The sequence below is a fragment of the Streptomyces sp. SKN60 genome (genome assembly GCF_026236535.1).
Classification (GTDB): Bacteria; Actinomycetota; Actinomycetes; order Streptomycetales; family Streptomycetaceae; genus Streptomyces.
Genome location: NZ_JAHTMW010000011.1, coordinates 199,139 through 217,133, shown reverse-complemented (window position 1 = coordinate 217,133; position 17,995 = coordinate 199,139). Strand labels below are relative to the sequence as shown.

The following is a 17,995-nucleotide window of genomic DNA, read 5'->3' as shown; positions in this document are numbered from 1 at the left end:
GACGCCCGCAATACGGCAGCCGTCAGCCGAGGTGGCGGGCGAAGAACCTCAGCGCGCTGTCCAGCTCGTACGCCGGGATCTCGCCGTGCAGGCCGGGGTTGGCGTGCAGGGACTTCTCCGCCGAGCCCAGGGCGTCGAACAGCGCCAGGCCGTCGGCCCGCGGGACCCGCTCGTCGTCCCACTGGACCAGGAACTCCACCGGGACGGTGATCCGCGCCGCGGCCTCGGCCGAGGCGAGCGCCCCGCCCAGGCCCAGCACGGCCGCGCGGACCCGGGGCTCGGCGGCCACGAACGGGACGCCGAGGCCGCAGCCCAGACAGACGCCCCAGTAGCCGACCGGTCCGGGGCCGACGTGCTCAAGGCGCTGGACCGCGTCCAGGACCGCCCGCCACTCGGGCACGGTCTGCCGTGCGACGAGCGCCTGGAACTCGGCCACGAGCGGCGCCAGTTCGGCCCCGGCCGCGATCCGGGCCTGGTTCTCGGCCGCCAGCCGGTCGTACTCCTCGACCTTCGGGCGGTCGCCGTGCGCGGGCATGTCGACCGCCACGACGGCGAAGCCGAGCTCGCTCACGAAGCGGTGCGCCCGGTCCAGGATGTCGGGGTGCTTCTTGTGCTGACCGCCACCGTGTCCCATCAGGACGAGCGGACGCGTACCGACGGCGCCGTCCGGCGTCCACAGGACGCCGGGAATCCCGTCGAGGGTGAAGAGCTGTTCGCGGACGCCGTCGGACGACGTCTCGGAGGTGAAGGAGAGAGAAGAGAGGGAGGAGCTGAAGCGCATAGCGTTTCACGCCTTTCGGGATGCCTTCTGCGGGCTCCCTAGGCCATGCGGGGGAGGGAGGCCCGACCTGTCATCGTGTTGATCGAACTCACCTCCTGGACATCGCAGTAACGCACGGCGACGCGAAACGTACCACGAAGGGGACGCGGACGACGTCCCGCGCCCCCTCCGTGGCCGGCGGTCAGTGCGTCACAGCGCCGGGTAGGCGTTCTTCATGAGCTCCTGGAACTGGGCCGAGAACCACTTCCCGGACAGCGGCGCGTTCGGCAGGGCGCCCGACATGTTGTTGTTGTTCCGGGGGTTGCCGGTGTACGTCGGGTCGCACATGCGGTCGAAGCCCTTGCCCTCGTCGTTCGGGATCTCGGAGCTCGCCCCGTCGGACTCGCCCGGGGGCTTCATCCAGACGTACGCGTCGACACCCGGCTCCGGGGCCGCCTTCGGACGTTCACCGAGGCCCGCTCCCGCCTGGTTGCACCAGTTGCCGGGGTTGATGCGCCGGTCGTAACGGCCGCCGTCGACATAGGTGTTGACGTCGGTCTTCGCGCCCGGGGCGGTGGGCCGGGCGGTGCCGCCCCAGCCGTTGCGGGAGGTGTCGATCAGCATGCCGATCTTCGAGTCGAAGCCGATGGAGACCAGCTTGTCGCGCATCGCCTGGGCGTACGACAGCTCGTCGGTGTAGCGGTTCCAGTCGACCCACTTGGACTGGCGCACCGTGACGCCGTTCACCGAGTCGTTGATCGTGAAGTGGTCCTCCTTGAGGGCGCTGTAGTTGGCGGTGTTGACGATGAAGCCGGTCACGTTGGCGAGGGTCGAGCCCTCGGCGGTCGCCGCCGTCTTGAACAGGTCGGCGGAGGGCCCGAAGTTGTCGTCCCAGCCGAGCCAGCCGTGGTGGCCGGCGTCCAGGTAGTTGTAGACGTTGGGGATCGCGCCCAGCTTGCTGAGGGCGTAGCCGACGCCCTTGATGTAGTTGCCGTTGGACTTCATCACGTCGCAGTTCGGGGTCGCCGTCGGGCGTCCGCTCACATTGGTGACGAGGTTGGGCAGCGAGTCGAGTTCGACCGTGGTGACGATCCGCAGGCCGGCGTACTTCGGGTCGGCGAAGATGGCCGCGATCGGGTCTATGTACTGGGTCTTGTACTTGTCGATCTCCGTCGGGCCGAGCTCGCCGTTGGAGGCGAGGGCCGCACAGTCCCGGCCGGGCAGGTTGTAGATGACGAACTGGACGACCATCTCGCCGTCGCCCTTCTGCCGCAGCGCCTCGTCGAGGTGCGCGCGCACGCCCATGCCGCCGTTCGCGCCGTTGATGGCGGCGATCCGGTCCACCCATATGCCGGTGGGCTGGTTGGACACCCGGGTGCCGCCCGGCTCCGCCGCCGCGTTGGCGGACCACTCCGGGTTCACGTACACCCGGGCGCCGACGTACGGGTTGTCGGCCTTGGTGCCGGCCGGCGGAGGCGTCGTCGGCGGGGTGGTGGGGGGTGTGGTGGGTGGCACCGCGCCGGTACAGGCGACACCGTTGAGCGTGAAGGTCGCGGGCACGGCGTTGGTGCCGCTGTACGTGGCGTTGAAGCCGAAGGAGGTGGAACCGTTGGTCGCGAGGGTTCCGTTGTAGGAGAGGTTCTTCGCGGTCACGGCGGCGCCGGACTGGCTGATGTCGGCGTTCCAGCCCTGGCTGACCTTCTGGTCGCCTCCGTAACTCCAGCCCAGCGTCCAGGCGTTGACCGGGTCGCCGAGGTTGGTGACGACGACGTTCGCCGTGAAGCCGGTGTTCCACTGGCTGGCGATCTGGTAGTCGACCTTGCAGCCCGCGGCGGCGGCGCCGGCGGTGGCGGTGCTCAGGGCGGTGGCCGTCGCGCCGGTGGCGGCGATCAGGCCGAGCGCCGCGAACAGGGCGGTACGGCTCTTCGTGCGGCTCATGGGGGTGGGTGACCCTTTCAGTGTCCGTTCAGGGTGCGCAGGTGGTCGCGCAGCCCGATGCCGAATGCGGTGGGAGTGCCGTCGTACGAGGTGATCAGGGCGGGCCCGGAGCCGCAGTTCCAGGTGTTCCAGGTCCAGCCCAGATAGGACAGGCCGCGGTCGTCGAACCACTTCATGACGCGGTCGACGAATCCGTGGGCGCAGGTGTTCTCACCGATCTCGCCCGCGAGCAGCGGTACTTGGGCGGCGACGGGGGCGAGGGTGTCGTTCCAGCACGCCTCGGTGGAGCAGGTGTTGAAGTTGTAGACGTGCCAGGCGGCGGCCAGATTGCCCGCCGGGTCCGTGGGGCGGTGCTCGAGCCACTGGCTCAGGTCGTTGGAGTACGCGATGCCGGGCACCAGGACGAGGTTCCTCGCCCCGGTCGCGCGGACCGCGTCCACCAGGTCCTGCATGCCGGCGACCTCGTAACCGATGCCGGGGCAGCTGCCGCCGTCCCGCCAGCAGCTCCAGGCCTGGGCGGCGGTGGAGGTCGCCCGGTCCGGATAGGGCTCGTTGAACAGGTCGAAGACGACCCGCCGGTCGTTCTTGAAGGTGTTCGCGACCGAGGTCCAGAACGCCGGGGTGTACTCGGCGTCCGGCATCGGCTTCTGGCAGGACGCGTGGACGTCGGAGCAGCCGGCCGAGTTCCCGGTGTACTGGCCGTGGGTCCAGTGGAGTTCCACCACCGGGGTCAGGCCGTGGGCGAGCACCCGGTCGACCAGGCCCTTGACGGCGGAGACGTAGTTCGCCCCGCGGTACTCGGGCTTGATGTTGTCGAGGCCGAGCCAGCACTCCTCGTTGAGCGGGATGCGGACGGTGTTGGCCTTCCAGTCGGCGATCGCCGCGATCGAGGCGTCGTCGACGGGTCCGTCCCAGATGCCGTAGCCCTGGACGCACATGAACTCGCCGCCGGAGCGGTTCACCCCGAGGAGCCGGCGGGTCGCGCCGTTCTGGTCGGTGAACCGGTTGCCGGAGACGCCGAGTTCGGGCGCTCCGGTGACCGGGGTGGGCGGCGTGGTGGGTGGTGTGGTCGGGGGAGTCGTGGGGTCGGTGGGGGTGGGAGTGGGAGTGGGGGTGGGCGTCGGGGTGGGCGTGGGGGTGGGCGTCGTTCCGCCGGTGTCGCAGGGCGCGCCGTTGAGCGTGAAGGCGGTGGGGGCCGGGTTGCTGCCCGTCCAGGAGGCGATGAAGCCGGCCGTCACCTTCGCGCCCGTGCCGAGAGTCCCGTTCCAGCTCTCGTTCACGACGGTCACGGAGGTCCCGGACTGGGACCACTTGCCGCCCCAGCCCTGGCTGACCGCCTGACCTGCGGGGAAGCCGAAGCCGAGGGTCCAGCTGCTGAGCGCCGTGCTGTTGTTGGTGACGCTGACGGAGCCCTGGAAGCCGCCGGTCCACTGGTTCGTGACCGAGTACTCCACGGTGCAGGCGGAGGCGGCGGCCACGGTGGCGGCTCCCGAGGCCGTACCGGCGACGACGAGAGCGGTGCTCGCCGCCGTGAGCGCCGCTCCGGCCAGGAGCGCCGTCAGGCGTGGGGGATGTCGCATGAGCGAGTCCTCACAGCGAGGGCACCACGGGAAGGGGTGCCGACGGGATGGATTCGCTCCCACTGGTCCGGCAGACCGTAGCGCCAACTTCCGCCAAGGAAAAGAGGAGTTGACCAAATTTCCTGGGCGGGCGCGTTCACAAGCCTTCGACTCTTCGCCCGTCTTGACGGCGTCACGCCGGATCTGCACAGTGGGAGCGCTCCCACTGGTTCAGAGCTTGACCACGCGCCCTCGCACCACCCCACCTTCGAGCCGCGAGGAGAACCACCCGCATGCCACCACGCCCCCGCCGGCCCCGCGGCCCACGCCGCCCGGTCCGGCCGCTCACCGCGCTGGCCGCCGTACTCGCCCTGCCCGCCGCCCTGCTCGCGGTCGGACCGCCCACCGCCCAGGCCGCCGACGTGCAGTGCAGCGTCGACTACAAGACCAACGACTGGGGCTCCGGCTTCACCGCCGAGCTCACCCTCACCAACCGCGCCACCACCGCCCTCGACGGCTGGACCCTCGGCTACACGTACGCCGGTGACCAGAAGCTGAGCAACGGCTGGAACGGCACCTGGAGCCAGTCCGGCAAGAACATCACCGTCACCAACGTCGCCTGGAACGGCACCGTCGCCGCCGGGGCCGCCGTCACCACCGGCGCCCAGTTCTCGTACACCGGCAGCAACGCGGCGCCCACCTCCTTCACCGTCAACGGCACCCCCTGCACCGGCGCCCACCAGCCCCCGGTCGCCGTCCTGACCAGCCCCGCGCCCGGCGCGGTCTACACCCAGGGCGACCCGGTCCCGCTCGCCGCCACCGCGGCCGCAGCCGACGGCGCCACCGTGAGCAAGGTCGAGTTCTACAGCGACACGACCCTGCTCGGCACCGACACCACCGCCCCCTTCACCCTCGGCGCCACTTCCCTGGCCGCCGGCACCCACTCCCTCTACGCCAAGGCCTACGACTCCCTCGGCGCCACCGGCGAATCCGCCCCCGTCGGCATCACCGTCGCCGCCGGAGCGGCCCTCGTCGCCACCCCCGCCCAGCTCTCCGTACGCCAGGGCACCACCGGCACCTTCGACCTCAAGCTCTCCACCCAGCCGGCCGCGAACGTCACCGTGAGCGTCGCCCGTACCTCCGGCGTCACCGGCCTCACCGCGAGCCCGGCCACCCTCACCTTCACCCCGGCGAACTGGAACACCGCCCAGAAGGTGACCGTCACCGCCGCGCCCACCGGCACCGGCACCGCCGTCTTCACCGCGACCGCCCCCGGCCACACCAAGGCCGAGGTCACCGTCGCCCAGCTGGCCGCGAGCTCCGCGTACGAGGCCCGCTTCCTCGACCTCTACGGGAAGATCACCAACCCGGCCAACGGCTACTTCTCGCCCGAGGGCATCCCGTACCACTCGGTCGAGACCCTGATCGTCGAGGCCCCCGACCACGGCCACGAGACGACCTCGGAGGCGTACAGCTATCTCGTCTGGCTCCAGGCCATGTACGGGAAGATCACCGGCGACTGGTCGAAGTTCAACGGCGCGTGGGACACCCTCGAGAAGTACATGATCCCCACCCACGCCGACCAGCCCACCAACTCCTTCTACAGCGCCTCCAAGCCCGCCACCTACGCACCCGAGTGGGACCTGCCGTCCCAGTACCCGGCGAAGCTCGACACCGGGGTGACGTCCGGAGCCGACCCGATCGCCGGTGAGCTGAAGAGCGCCTACGGCACCGACGACATCTACGGCATGCACTGGATCCAGGACGTCGACAACGTCTACGGCTACGGCAACGAGCCCGGGAAGTGCTCCACCGGCCCCACGGCGACCGGCCCCTCGTACATCAACACCTTCCAGCGCGGACCGCAGGAGTCCGTCTGGGAGACCGTCACCCACCCCACCTGCGACAACTTCTCCTACGGCGGAAAGAACGGCTACCTGGACCTCTTCACCGGGGACTCCTCCTACGCCAAGCAGTGGAAGTTCACCAACGCCCCCGACGCCGACGCCCGGGCCGTCCAGGCCGTCTACTGGGCCGACGTCTGGGCCAAGCAGCAGGGCAAGGGCGCCCAGGTCGCCACGACCGTCGGCAAGGCCGCCAAGATGGGCGACTACCTGCGCTACTCGTTCTTCGACAAGTACTTCAAGAAGGCCGGCGACTGCGTCGGACCGACCACCTGCCCCGCGGGCAGCGGCAAGGACAGCTCGCACTACCTGATGTCCTGGTACTACGCCTGGGGCGGCGCCACCGACACCAGCGCCGGCTGGGCCTGGCGGATCGGCTCGAGCCACGCCCACGGCGGCTACCAGAACCCGCTCGCCGCGTACGCGCTGAGCAGCTACGCCCCGCTCAAGCCGAAGTCGGCGACCGGCGCCACGGACTGGGGCACCAGCCTGGACCGGCAGCTGGAGTTCTACCGCTGGCTGCAGTCCTCCGAGGGCGCGATCGCGGGCGGCGCCACGAACAGCTGGCAGGGCCGCTACGCCACCCCGCCGGCCGGCACCCCCACCTTCCACGGCCTGTACTACGACGAGAAGCCCGTCTACCACGACCCGCCGTCCAACCAGTGGTTCGGCTTCCAGGCCTGGTCGATGGAGCGCGTCGCCGAGTACTACCAGCAGACCGGTGACACCGACGCGAAGACCGTCCTCGACAAGTGGGTCGCCTGGGCGCTGTCCAAGACCACGATCAACCCCGACGGCACCTACCGTGTCCCCTCCACCCTCCAGTGGTCGGGCGCTCCCGACACCTGGAACGCGGCGAGCCCCGGCGCCAACGCCGGCCTGCACGTCACCGTCGCCGACTACACCGACGACGTCGGCGTGGCCGCCGCCTACGCCAAGACCCTCACCTACTACGCGGCCAAGTCCGGCCACACCGAGGCCAAGCGGGTCGCCAAGGCCCTCCTCGACGGCATGTGGACCCACTACCAGGACCCGCTCGGCATCGCCGTCCCGGAGACCCGCGCCGACTACAACCGCTTCGACGACCCGGTCTACGTCCCCAGCGGCTGGACCGGCACCATGCCCAACGGCGACGCCGTGAACTCCGCCGCCACCTTCGCCTCCATCCGTTCCTTCTACAAGAACGACCCGGCCTGGCCGAAGATCGAGGCCTACCTGGCCGGCGGCGCCGCCCCCGTCTTCACCTACCACCGGTTCTGGGCCCAGGCGGACATCGCCCTGGCCATGGGCTCGTACGCGGAACTGCTCGAATAACAACCGCCGCCCCGCGAAGAGCACCCGCTCCGCGTACGAACCGGCCGGGCGGGCCCCGAGAAGGGGCCCGCCCGGCCGCACGTGTCCCGCGGCAGAATGGGGGATGCGGGGTGCGAAGGCGCTGTCACGGCGAGGGCAGGACGGAGGAAGCCTGTGGGACCGGACCCTTCGGTGGGCCGCAGCGGGCACCGTGGCGTGCCCCACACGGCGGACCTGCGGGTGGAGGCATGGGCTCCCACCCGGGAGGAATGCCTCGCACAGGCCGTACGGGGCGTCTGCGCGTCGTTCCTGGATCTGACGGGGGCGGTGGGGGTCCACCGGCGGGACGTGGAGGTACGGGCGGACCGGGACGAGGACGTCCTGGTCGCTCTGCTCGACGAGGTGGTGTACCGGCTGGACACGGCGGGCGAGGTCCCGGTCGAGGTGGAACTCGTCCCCGTGGACGGAGGCGTGCGGGGCGTCCTGTGGACGGCTGACGCCGGGACGCTTCCGGTGACGGGCGCCGCGCCGAAGGCCGTCACGCTGCACGAGACGGCGATGGGCCGGGGACCGGGCGGCTGGACCTGTTCGGTGACGCTCGACGTGTGAGGGCGCGCTCAGGCCGACCGGCCCGCTCGGTCCTTGCGGAGGAAGCTTCGCAGCCGCCGCAGCGGCCAGGTGTTGATCACGTCGTCGGCGGTGAGCCGGCCACGTTGCGCCGTGCCGACGCCGTAGCGGAGGTGGGCGAGCTGGGGGATCGAATGGGCGTCGGTGTCGACGGCGAACTTCACCCCGTACTCCTTGGCCCGCAGGATGTCCTCGTCGCCGAGGTCGAGGCGGTCGGGCTGGGCGTTGATCTCCAGGGCGGTGCCGGTACGGGCGCAGACGGCGAACACCTCGTCGAAGTCCGCGTCGATCCCGGGTCGTCTGCCGATCAGCCGGGTGGTGGGATGGCCGATGACGTTGACGTACGGGTTCTCACAGGCCCGGACGATCCGCCGGGTCATCGCGTCCCGCCCGAGCCCGAAGTGGGAGTGCACCGAGGCCACGCAGAGGTCGAAGTCCCGGAGGAAATCGTCGGGCCAGTCCACGTCGCCTTCCGGCCCGATGTTGAGTTCGGTGCCGTGCAGGAGCCGCATCCGGTGGTGCCTGCCGTCCAGCTCCCGCACCCGCTCGCGCTGGGCGAGGATCTTGTCGTCGGTCATGAGCTGCATGGACATGTCGGGGGCGTGGTCGGTGACCGCGTAGTACGCGTAGCCGCGTGCGGCGGCCGCCGCCACCATGTCCTCCAGCGGGGCGAGGCCGTCGGTGAGGTCGGTGTGGGTGTGCAGGTCGCCCCTGATGTCGTCCTCCGTCACCACTGCGGGGAGCTCGCCGCGCAGGCCGGCCTCGATCTCCCCGCGGTCCTCGCGCAGGGTGGGCGGGATCCACGGCAGGCCGAGTCGCTCGTACACCTCCGCCTCGGTCCGCGAGGCGACCCGTTCGCCGCTCTCCGTCTCGAACAGGCCGTACTCGGAGAGCTTCAGGCCCGCGCGGACGGCGAGCGTACGGGTGTGGATGTTGTGCGCCTTCGAACCGGTGAAGTACTGCAGGGCGGCGCCCCACGAGGCCGGCCGCACCACCCGCAGGTCGACCTGGACGCCCTCGGCGGTGCGGACGGAGGTCTTCTTGGGGCCGTGCACGAGGACCTCCGCGGTGGCCGGCAGTTCGGTGAGCGCGTTCATGAAGGGCGCCGACCGGGCGGCGGCGACAAGGATGTCGAGGTCGCCGACGGTCTCCTTCATCCGGCGCAGCGACCCCGCGTAGGCGCAGTCCTCACAACCGCTGATCCCGGACAAGGTCGTGACGATGTCCTCGGCGGTCTCCGCGGCGACACTCAGCAGGACGCGCCCACCGGCCTGCCGCATCAGCTCGATGCCGTGCAGGATGTTCTCCTCGGTCTTCTCGCCGAAGCCCTTGAGGTCGCGCAGCCGCTCCGCCTTGATCGCGTCGACCAGCTCGTCCACGGAGGAGATCCGCAGGTCCCCGTAGAGCGCCAGCGCCTTCTTGGGGCCGAGGGTGGGGATGGCCATGAGCCGCCGCACACCGTCCGGGATCCTCGCCCGCCGCTCCTCGATCGTCTCGACCCTGCCGGTGCGGAAGTACTCGACGACCTTCTCGGCGATGGATCTGCCGACGCCGGGGATCTCCCGCAGACCCGCCGCGTCGAGCCGGGACACGTCCGCGGGGTGCCCGCCGATGGCGCGGGCGGCCTTCTCGTAGGCGCGCGCCTTGAACGCCTCGCCTCCGGTGATGGCGATGAGGTCCGCGTACTCCTGAAGGAGTGCCTCGACCTCTTCGTTGGGCCGGGCCACGCCTTCCAGTCTAGGAACCGGGCGCCCGCCGTGCTCGACGGTGCGCGAAGCCGGGACGCCGAGCGTCTACTGGAAGAGGGGCTTCGGGAAGACGGCCCACCGGAAGAGGGGCTAGCGCAAGGCGGGGGACGGGGAAGGGACGACGGGCATGGACATCACCCTGGTGGAGGAGACCCCGGTACGGTTCCGCATCGCACAGCAGGGCCCGATGCGGGTTCCCGGCGTCGTCTTCGCGACGCGGGAGCTCCTGCCGGAGGCGGCCGGCGACAAGGCGCTGGAACAGGTCGTGAACGTGGCGACGCTGCCGGGCATCGTGCGTGCCTCGTACGCCATGCCCGATGTGCACTGGGGGTACGGCTTCCCGATCGGAGGGGTGGCCGCCACGGACATCGACGCCGGCGGGGTGATCTCGCCCGGCGGTGTCGGATTCGACATCTCCTGCGGTGTGCGACTGCTCGCCGCCGACCTCGATCGCGGCGCCCTGACCCCCCACACGCGCCGCCTGATGGACATCCTCGGAGACACCGTGCCGCGCGGCCTGGGGCGCGGCGGGCTGTGGAAGCTGTCCGGACGCCCCCAGCTGGACGAACTCATGGCCGCCGGGGCCGCGTACGCGGTCGAGCACGGCCGGGGCGTCCCCCGCGACCTGGAACGCTGCGAGGACCGCGGGACACTGGCGGGGGCCGATCCGTCGCAGGTCGGTCAGCGGGCGGTCGACCGGGGGCTCCAGCAGGTGGGGAGCCTGGGGTCGGCCAATCACTTCCTCGAAGTGCAGGCCGTGGACCGGGTGTACGACCAGTCGACCGCCACCGCCTTCGGTCTGCGTCCCGGCCAGGTGTGCGTCATGATCCACTGCGGTTCGCGCGGCCTGGGGCACCAGGTGTGCAGCGACCACGTCCGTGTGATGGACCAGTCCCTGCGCTCGTTCGGCATCCACCTGCCGGACCGGCAGCTGGCCTGCGCCCCCGCCGTCTCCACGCCGGGCCGCGCCTACCTGGGGGCGATGGCGGCCGCCGCCAACTACGGGCGCGCCAACCGGCAGCTGCTCACCGAGGCCGCGCGTCACGCGTTCGACGTCGCCGCCGGGGCGAGGCTGGACCTTGTCTACGACGTCTCCCACAACATGGCGAAGATCGAGACCCACGAGGTGGACGGTGTGCGGCGCCGCCTGTGCGTCCACCGCAAGGGCGCCACCCGGGCCCTGCCGCCGGGCCATCCGGAGCTGCCGGAGGACCTGGCGGAGGCCGGGCAGCCCGTGCTCGTGCCCGGCACGATGGGGACCGCCTCGTACGTGATGGCCGGCACCGCAGGCAACGAGGCCTTCTGGTCCTCCGCCCACGGCGCGGGCCGGGTCTGGAGCCGCCACCAGGCGCTCCGCCGCGTCCGGGGCGAGGAACTGCAGGAGGATCTGGAGTCCCACGGCATCGCCGTCCGGCCGATCTCGTGGCGGGCGCTCGCCGAGGAGACGCCCGACGCCTACAAGGACGTCGACGCCGTGGCCGCCGCGACCGAACGCGCGGGACTGGCGAGGCTGGTCGCCCGCCTCGTACCGCTGGGGGTCGTCAAAGGATGAATGACAGCGGAACGGGGAACGGGGGTCCGCCCGCGGAAAACCGCGTGACCCGCCCCGCCCGCCGTCCCTACCCTGCCGCCATGGAACACGGACCCGCCCTTCTGAACGTCGTCGACGTCGAGGCCACCTGCTGGGACGGACAGCCGCCGCCCGGCGCGGTGAGCGAGATCATCGAGATCGGGCTCACCGTCGTGGATCTGACGGCGCGCCGGCGCGTGGGGAAGCACCGGATCCTCGTGCGACCCGAGCGGTCCGAGGTCAGCGGCTTCTGCACCGAACTGACCGGGCTCACCCCGGCCGAGGTCGCCGGCGGGGTCGGTTTCGCCGAGGCGTGCCGGATGCTCGCCGACGAGTACGACGCCCGCGCCCGCCCCTGGGCGAGCTGGGGCGACTACGACCGCAAGCAGTTCGAGCGGCAGTGCCGGGCGGCCGGCGCGCCCTATCCGTTCGGGCGGCCGGCCGAGGCGGGGCACACCAACGCCAAGGCCGTGTTCACCGAGGCGTACGGGCTGCGCAAGCGGCCCGGCATGGCGGGCGCCCTGCGGATCGCCGGGCTGCCGCTGGAGGGCCGGCACCACCGGGGCGAGGACGACGCGTGGAACATCGCCGCCCTCGTCCTCGATCTGGTGGAGCGCGGGGCGTGGGACGCGGGAGCCGGCGCCCCCGGGGTCAGCGCCTCGGCGCTCGGTTGATCGGCGCTCAGTTCATCGTCGAGCCGATCGTCGTCGACCCGGTCGTGAGGAAGGTCGTCGCCGGCAGCGAACCGTCCGACTTCCTCGCCCCGTAGGCCGTCGCCGGGTGGGTGGAGACGAAGGCCGGGGTCGCGATCCCGGAGTCCCAGTTGTTGCCCGACGACACCACCGAGGACCCCTTGTTGACCAGGCCCGAGCCGTTGCCGACGGCCAGGTTCCTGCCGAGGCGGGCCGCGCCCGTGGCGAAGTAGTAGCCCCACTTGCCGTTCGCGTACGCCGTCGTGCGGTTGATCACGATCGCGCCCTTGTTGCTGTTCTCGGTGAAGCCGTTGCCCGCGTTGGACCAGGCCGCCGAGTTGTTGACCACATGGGCGACGACCTCGCCGTCGCCGCCCAGCTTGTAGCCGTTCCCGTCGCCCGCGAAGGCGGAGTCCGACCAGCGGTTCCGCCCGTTGCCCCAGGCCCAGGTGTGCTCGATCGTCACCGGCGAGGACCAGGACCACAGGTCCACGCCGTCGTCGGAGTTGTCGAAAAGGCGCGCCCCGGTGATCAGATTTCCCGAGCCCGACCCGAACTTGATCGCGAGGCCGTCCGCGTTCTCGCCGTGGTTGGCCGCGTCGTAGTGCCCGTACGAGTCGAGATTGCGCACGGTGTTGTTGTTCGTGTCGGCGCCGGTGAGCGTGAAGCCGGAGTCGCCGCCGTTCCGCGTCGTGATCCGGTTCCACACCGTGCCGGTGCAGGAGGTGCAGACGACCGCGCTGTCCGGGGAGTTCTGGAACGTCAGGTTCGACACCGTCCAGTAGTCCGCGGTCAGTTTGAAGATCCACGCACCGGCCGGCAGGCCCGAACCGTCGATGACGACGGACTCCGAGCCGTACGGTTCCAGACGGATCGGCGCCGAGGTGGTCCCGTTGGCCGTGGACTGCAGGGTGGCGGTGGGCCGGTAGGTGCCGCCCCTCACCTGGATGACGGTGCCGGGGGCCGCGTTCTTCACGGCGCTCGCCAGCTCGGTGGCCGTCGAGACCACGACCGTGGCGGCCTGGGCGGGCGAGGCGAGGACGACCGGGCCGGCGACGGAAGCGGCCAGGACGGTCAGGGCGAGGAGCGTGCCCCGGGAGCGTGCTGCGGTACGAGACATGACGTGCGGGTCCTCTCGTGGTGGGGGGTGGTGGTGGGGGAGGTGAACGGAGGGGGGCTTACGGGGCGACCGGCGTCCAGTCGCCCAGATACGCGGCCCGGGTCGCCGACGCGGCCTCGGCCGCGCTGAGCTGCGGCCGGTTCTCCGGCACGGTGACGTCCGCGCCCGGCCCGGTGTTGCGGTACTCGCCGAACCGCTGCGCCTGCCAGGGATACGCGTCGCGCATGTTCGCGTACGGCGCCACGGCGTCGATCCCCGGCCCGAGGACGCTGTCCCGGACGACCAGGGACGGCCACGCCGTCGGATCCGAGCCCGGCACCCACGGCCGCGCCAGCTTGTAGTAGCCGTCGGGCGCCTCGCTGACGAACCGGCCGCGGCTGACCAGGAAGCCGTAGGGGTTGCCGCGCGCCGTCGACGGGGCGAAGACGAAGCCGTACGGCGCCGAGGGCAGATCGGTGCGGAGCAGCGTACGGAAGCGGCAGTGTTCGAACACCGCCCGGGCCCGCCCGAAGACGAAGTCCACGTCGCCCTCGACATGGCAGTGCGCGAAGTACTGCCGGGCGAGCGCGTTCAGCGCCATCGAGTCCGCGTACAGGGTGTCCTGATGGCCGAGGAAGCGGCAGTGCAGAAAGGCCGAGCGGTCGCCCTGCGCCTTCAGCGCGACCGCCTGGGTGCCGGGATTGCCGGGCAGGTCGGTGCGCAGGAAGTCGTTGGCGAAGGTCACCCAGCGGGCCGTGAACCCGTCCGCCTGCACGGTCGTGGTGGCGGACCCGCTGGTCCCGTACGGGGTGCCGTCCGGCCGCGGGGTGCCCGCCGCGTTGTCGTACACGACCACGACGTCCTTCGGGTCCTCGCTCGCGCCGACCAAGGTCATGCCGGTGCGGGCGGCGCTCACGAGGACGGTCTCCCGGTACGTGCCGGGGGCGAGCACCAGCGTCCAGCCGGGTCCGCCGGCCGCGTCCACCGCCCCCTGGACGGTCGGATGGTCGCCGAGGCCGCCCGGGTGGACGTACAGGGTGCGCGGGGTCAGCCGGTGCGCGGGCGAGCCGAACCGCCCGAACGGACCGGCGGGGCGTGCGGTGCTCGCGGCGGCGGGCACCGGCGGAAGCGCGAACGCCAGGGCGGCGGCCGCGCCGGCGGCGAGGACGGCCCGCCGGCCGGGCGGGGCCGTGCGGTGCTGGTGCGAGGGCATGACGACGTGCTCCTTCGCTCGGAGAGGGGAGACGGGGGAAGGGAGATCGGGGAGAGGAGATCGGGGGAGGGGGGCGACACAGAGGGCCGGGGGCTCAGTCCAGGCGTCCGGCGCCCGCGCGGTGGTCGACGAGGGCGGGCACGGCCCGCGGCACGTCGACCCGGGCGCGCAGCTCGGGCGTCCAGCCCGCGTCGGCGGTCAGCGCCTCGCCCGGGAACTGGGCGTTGTGCACGGCGAGCAGGTCGACGGGCGCGCCGTTGACCAGGTTGTCCGCCACCGTCACCGGGGCGGCCTTCCACTTCTTGAGGATCTTCCCGGCGGGCACCCCGTCGGCCAGCGTGAACGCGTTCTTCTCCGCGACCAGCCGGGACTCCTGCCCGATGCCGAACGAGTACGCGTAGGCCGGACCCGGCACCACGAAGTGGTTGTTGTACGCGTCGACCTTCCCGAACCGGACGCGCGGCGCCCGCTCGATCACGTTCCGGAACAGGTTGTGGTGGAGGGTGACCCGCAGCTTGTCCCGGTCGGTGGCGCCGGCGCTGTCGCTGTTGCCGATCATCAGCGTCTTGTCGTGGTCGGCGAACACGTTCCACGACACCGTCACCAGGTCCGCGCCGCGCACGACGTCCAGTTCGCCGTCGTGCTGCTGGTACACCTCCCCGTAGTAGGAAGGCAGCGTGGAGTCGGGGTGGGCCCCGTCGGTGAACGTGTTGTGGTCGATCCACACATGCGTCGAGCCGTACACCACCATGCTGTCGTACTCGGAGTTCCACGCCCCGGTCGCCCCGTCCGTCGGGTCCCACTGCGGGAAGCAGTCGAGCGGGCTCTCCAGGGTGAGGTTGCGGACGACGACATTGTCGACACCGGTGATCTGCAGGCTGCCGCCCGTGATGCCCGCGGAGCGCCCGACGCCGACGATCGTGGTGTTGGCGGGCACCTTCACCTTGATGGCCTGGCCCTGCGCGGTGGCGGAGGCCGCCCGCAGATCCTCCTGCGGGCCGCTGACCACCTTCTCGTACCCCCACACCGCCGGGTCGTACGCGGCCAGATAGGCGGCGAAGTCGTAGCCGGGCGCCTCGAACGCGCCGCAGCCGGCGGCGGTCGCGTTCAGCGTGCCCACCACCCGTACGATCCGCGGCTCCGTCCCCGGCGCGGCGAGCGCCGCCCGGAAGGCCTCCCAGGTGCGCACCGTGAACACCCGGGAGGCGGTGGCGGCGGAGCCGCCGGTGGTCCCCGTGCCCTCGGAGGCCCAGCCGTCCCGGGCCCCGAGCGTGGCCCGCTCCGGAGAGGGGGCGGCCTGGGCCGCGGACAGCGGCCCGGTGAGGCCGAGCACGAGGGCGGTCGCGCCCACCACACACATTCTTCTGCGACGGTTCACTGCTTCTCCTCGATCTCGGGCGGCTGGGGCCAGGTGATCCGGTCGGTGGGGATCTCGTCGTCCAGGCGGCGCGTCTCGTGCGGCGCGAGGACCCGGGTGCGCACGAGTTCGTCCGCGACGAGGCGGGCGACCTCGATCGCACCCGGCGGGTTGAAGTGGGTGTTGTCCTGTTCGGTCGGCGTCCAGTTGAAGTACGTCTTCGTCGCCTCGGGCCCGAGCCGCTGCCACAGGGCCAGGGACAGCGCCTCGACGTCCAGGAGGGCGACGTCCTCCCGTACCGCGAGAGCCCGCATCGCCGCCGGGTACTGCCCGAGGGTGCGCAGGGCCGTGCCGGCCGCGTCGAAGCGGCGCCGCTCCACCGAGGTGGCGAACACCGGCAGCGCCCCGTGCTCCCGGGCAGCGGCCGCGAAGGCGCGGAGGTTGTCCTGGTACGTCGTCCACGGGTCCGTGCCGCGCGCCGGGTCCTCGGTCTTCTGGTCGTTGTGGCCGAACTGGACGAGCAGCACGTCCCCGGGCCGGATCGCCCGCAGGATCGCGTCGAGCCGCCCCTCGGCGAGAAAGCTCTTCGTGCTGCGTCCGTTGACGGCGTGATTGGCGACGGAGACGTCCTTGTGCAGGAAGACCGGCAGCGCCATGCCCCAGCCGGTCTCGGGCGCCGCGTCGGCGTACTTCTGGGCGGCGGTGGAGTCACCGGCGATGTACAGGGTGCGCATACGGGTCCCCTTCGGGGGCGTGGCCGCGGCCGGGTCCTGGGCCTGGGCGGTGGCTGCGGCGGCGGCGACGGTCCGCGCCCCGGCCGGGGCGAGTGCGAGGCCCGCCCCGGCCGCGAGCAGACGGCGCCGGGTCAGGCCCCTCACTTGGTACGGCTCTTCCACTCGGCCTGCGCCTTGTTCAGCTGCTCGGCGAGGTCGTCGAGGAAGTCCTTCGCGGACATCGTGCCGAGCAGCACCTTCTGGAACGCGGGCTCGTTGTCGGCCTTGGAGATGGTGTTCCAGTCCGGCAGGTAGTACGGCAGCTGCACGATGACGGTCTTGCCGCTGAACAGCGCCTCCGCCGCGAGCCGGGTCGGCTCGGACTCCTTGATCCAGGGGTCCTGGGCGGCCTCGGTGTTCGACGGGATGGCGCCGGCCGACTCGTTCCACGTGCTGTTGGCCTCGTGGGAGGCGGCGAACTCGATGAACTTCCAGGCGGCCGTCTTGTTCTTGCTCGACGAGAACAGTCCGAGACCGTCGACCGGGTTGGACACCTGCACCCGGGTGCCGTCGTCCTTGGTCGGAAGCGGGATGCCCCGGAACTTCCCGGTGCCGAGCGCCTTCACATGGTCCTGGTAGGAGCCCAGGTTGTGATTGAGCATGCCGATCTGGCCGCTGTCCCACTGCGCGACCATCTTGGTGAAGTCGTTGTTGACGTCGGCGGCCGGGGTGGTCTTCTTGAACAGCCCCGCGTACTTCTCCAGGGCGGCCACGTTCGCCGGGTCGTTGACCGTGGTCGTGTCGCCCCTCCAGAAGCTGGTGATCCCGCTCTGGCCGTACATCGCGTCCAGCGCCTGGGCGACGGACCCGGCGCCGCCGCGGATCGTGTACCCGAAGCGGTTGCTCTTCTGGTCGGTGAGCTTCTCGGCGGCCGTGTAGAACGCCGGCCAGGTGGCCGGCTCCTGGAGGCCCGCGGCCTGGAACAGATCGGTGCGGTAGTACAGGACTCCGTTGTTGGCGGAGGTGGGGACGGTGAACAGCTTCTCCCGGCCGCCGGCCGAGCGCACGCTGTCGACCATGCCCGTGTTCAGCTTTCCCTTGAGGGGGCTCGCGTCGATCCGGGCGTCCAGCGGTTCGAGCGCGTTCTGCGCGGCGATCCCGGCGAGCATCGCCGCGCCGACGCCGCCGACGTCCGGCAGCCCGCCGCCCTGGATCGCGGTGTCGTACTTGGACTGGACCTCCTTCGCGGCGATCCCGACGTACTTCACCTTGATGTCGGGGTTCGCCTTCTCGAAGTCGGCGATGATCTCCTTCCAGACGTCGGTACGCACACCGCCGTTGTTGTCCCAGAAGGTGATCTCGCCCTTGCCCGAGCCCTCGGCGCCCTTGTCGCCGGCGGCCCCGCTGCCGTCGTCGCCACAGGCGGCCAGGGTCAGCGCGAGCGCGGTGGTCAGGGCCAGGGCACCGGCGGCTCTGCGCCGCCCGCCACGGAAGACATGCATCGTCGGCTCTCTTCTCTCTG

The 17,995-nt window shown here is 71.4% G+C and carries 13 protein-coding genes; 4 read left to right on the top strand and 9 right to left on the bottom strand.

What is annotated here, in order from left to right; all coding sequences use genetic code 11:
* Nucleotides 1-22: 22 nt before the first annotated feature.
* The 3 genes from KV205_RS20385 to KV205_RS20375 all read right to left on the bottom strand — a co-directional run bounded on the left by KV205_RS20385 (nucleotide 23) and on the right by KV205_RS20375 (nucleotide 4,278).
* On the bottom strand, nucleotides 23-781 hold the full coding sequence (locus KV205_RS20385) for a dienelactone hydrolase family protein (protein WP_265865885.1): 759 nt from the start codon (nucleotides 779-781) through the stop codon (nucleotides 23-25).
* Between the two features lie 189 nt (nucleotides 782-970).
* Nucleotides 971-2,698: a glycoside hydrolase family 6 protein gene (locus tag KV205_RS20380; RefSeq protein ID WP_265865884.1), complete on the bottom strand. Its 1,728-nt coding sequence runs from the start codon at nucleotides 2,696-2,698 to the stop codon at nucleotides 971-973.
* 17 nt (nucleotides 2,699-2,715) lie between these two features.
* Nucleotides 2,716-4,278 (bottom strand): cellulase family glycosylhydrolase, encoded by a 1,563-nt coding sequence (locus KV205_RS20375; RefSeq protein ID WP_265865883.1) that lies wholly within the window; start codon nucleotides 4,276-4,278, stop codon nucleotides 2,716-2,718.
* A gap of 272 nt (nucleotides 4,279-4,550) precedes the next feature.
* On the opposite strand from KV205_RS20375, the gene KV205_RS20370 reads away from it, so the two are divergent.
* Nucleotides 4,551-7,475 carry a glycoside hydrolase family 48 protein gene (locus KV205_RS20370; protein WP_265865882.1) on the top strand — a complete coding sequence of 975 codons (2,925 nt, stop codon included), beginning with the start codon at nucleotides 4,551-4,553 and terminating at the stop codon, nucleotides 7,473-7,475.
* A 153-nt stretch (nucleotides 7,476-7,628) separates the two neighbouring features.
* Nucleotides 7,629-8,063, top strand: a complete 435-nt coding sequence (locus KV205_RS20365) for an archease (protein WP_265865881.1) — start codon at nucleotides 7,629-7,631, stop codon at nucleotides 8,061-8,063.
* 8 nt (nucleotides 8,064-8,071) lie between these two features.
* Here KV205_RS20365 and polX read toward each other — a convergent pair whose 3' ends face one another.
* Complete coding sequence (polX, locus tag KV205_RS20360) at nucleotides 8,072-9,808, bottom strand: DNA polymerase/3'-5' exonuclease PolX (RefSeq protein WP_265865879.1); 1,737 nt, start codon at nucleotides 9,806-9,808, stop codon at nucleotides 8,072-8,074.
* A gap of 148 nt (nucleotides 9,809-9,956) precedes the next feature.
* Between polX and KV205_RS20355 the strand changes: the two genes are divergently transcribed.
* A complete protein-coding gene (locus KV205_RS20355; protein ID WP_274710643.1) occupies nucleotides 9,957-11,381 on the top strand; it encodes an RtcB family protein in 1,425 nt (474 codons plus the stop codon).
* A gap of 80 nt (nucleotides 11,382-11,461) precedes the next feature.
* On the top strand, nucleotides 11,462-12,073 hold the full coding sequence (locus KV205_RS20350; protein ID WP_265865878.1) for a 3'-5' exonuclease: 612 nt from the start codon (nucleotides 11,462-11,464) through the stop codon (nucleotides 12,071-12,073).
* A gap of 7 nt (nucleotides 12,074-12,080) precedes the next feature.
* Here KV205_RS20350 and KV205_RS20345 read toward each other — a convergent pair whose 3' ends face one another.
* The 5 genes from KV205_RS20345 to KV205_RS20325 all read right to left on the bottom strand — a co-directional run bounded on the left by KV205_RS20345 (nucleotide 12,081) and on the right by KV205_RS20325 (nucleotide 17,975).
* Entirely contained in the window at nucleotides 12,081-13,211 is a 1,131-nt protein-coding gene (locus KV205_RS20345; protein WP_265865877.1) for a right-handed parallel beta-helix repeat-containing protein, read from the bottom strand.
* 58 nt (nucleotides 13,212-13,269) lie between these two features.
* Nucleotides 13,270-14,403, bottom strand: coding sequence for a pectinesterase family protein (locus KV205_RS20340; protein WP_265865876.1), 1,134 nt, complete (start codon nucleotides 14,401-14,403; stop codon nucleotides 13,270-13,272).
* A 94-nt stretch (nucleotides 14,404-14,497) separates the two neighbouring features.
* The gene (locus KV205_RS20335) at nucleotides 14,498-15,763 is read right to left on the bottom strand and encodes a polysaccharide lyase family 1 protein (RefSeq protein ID WP_265865875.1); all 1,266 of its coding nucleotides are present in this window, start codon (nucleotides 15,761-15,763) and stop codon (nucleotides 14,498-14,500) included.
* A 14-nt stretch (nucleotides 15,764-15,777) separates the two neighbouring features.
* A complete protein-coding gene (locus tag KV205_RS20330) occupies nucleotides 15,778-16,494 on the bottom strand; it encodes a rhamnogalacturonan acetylesterase (RefSeq protein WP_306806338.1) in 717 nt (238 codons plus the stop codon).
* A gap of 140 nt (nucleotides 16,495-16,634) precedes the next feature.
* Nucleotides 16,635-17,975 (bottom strand): sugar ABC transporter substrate-binding protein, encoded by a 1,341-nt coding sequence (locus KV205_RS20325; RefSeq protein WP_265865872.1) that lies wholly within the window; start codon nucleotides 17,973-17,975, stop codon nucleotides 16,635-16,637.
* Between the last annotated feature and the right edge of the window lie 20 nt (nucleotides 17,976-17,995).

Coding starts and splice junctions, on each gene's coding strand:
- KV205_RS20350 (WP_265865878.1), top strand. CDS start 11,462: ATGGAACACGGACCCGCCCTTCTGAACGTCGTCGACGTCGAGGCCACC.
- KV205_RS20385 (WP_265865885.1), bottom strand. CDS start 781: ATGCGCTTCAGCTCCTCCCTCTCTTCTCTCTCCTTCACCTCCGAGACG.
- KV205_RS20380 (WP_265865884.1), bottom strand. CDS start 2,698: ATGAGCCGCACGAAGAGCCGTACCGCCCTGTTCGCGGCGCTCGGCCTG.
- KV205_RS20355 (WP_274710643.1), top strand. CDS start 9,957: ATGGACATCACCCTGGTGGAGGAGACCCCGGTACGGTTCCGCATCGCA.
- KV205_RS20335 (WP_265865875.1), bottom strand. CDS start 15,763: ATGTGTGTGGTGGGCGCGACCGCCCTCGTGCTCGGCCTCACCGGGCCG.
- KV205_RS20375 (WP_265865883.1), bottom strand. CDS start 4,278: ATGCGACATCCCCCACGCCTGACGGCGCTCCTGGCCGGAGCGGCGCTC.
- KV205_RS20340 (WP_265865876.1), bottom strand. CDS start 14,403: ATGCCCTCGCACCAGCACCGCACGGCCCCGCCCGGCCGGCGGGCCGTC.
- KV205_RS20325 (WP_265865872.1), bottom strand. CDS start 17,975: ATGCATGTCTTCCGTGGCGGGCGGCGCAGAGCCGCCGGTGCCCTGGCC.
- KV205_RS20345 (WP_265865877.1), bottom strand. CDS start 13,211: ATGTCTCGTACCGCAGCACGCTCCCGGGGCACGCTCCTCGCCCTGACC.
- KV205_RS20330 (WP_306806338.1), bottom strand. CDS start 16,494: ATGCGCACCCTGTACATCGCCGGTGACTCCACCGCCGCCCAGAAGTAC.
- KV205_RS20370 (WP_265865882.1), top strand. CDS start 4,551: ATGCCACCACGCCCCCGCCGGCCCCGCGGCCCACGCCGCCCGGTCCGG.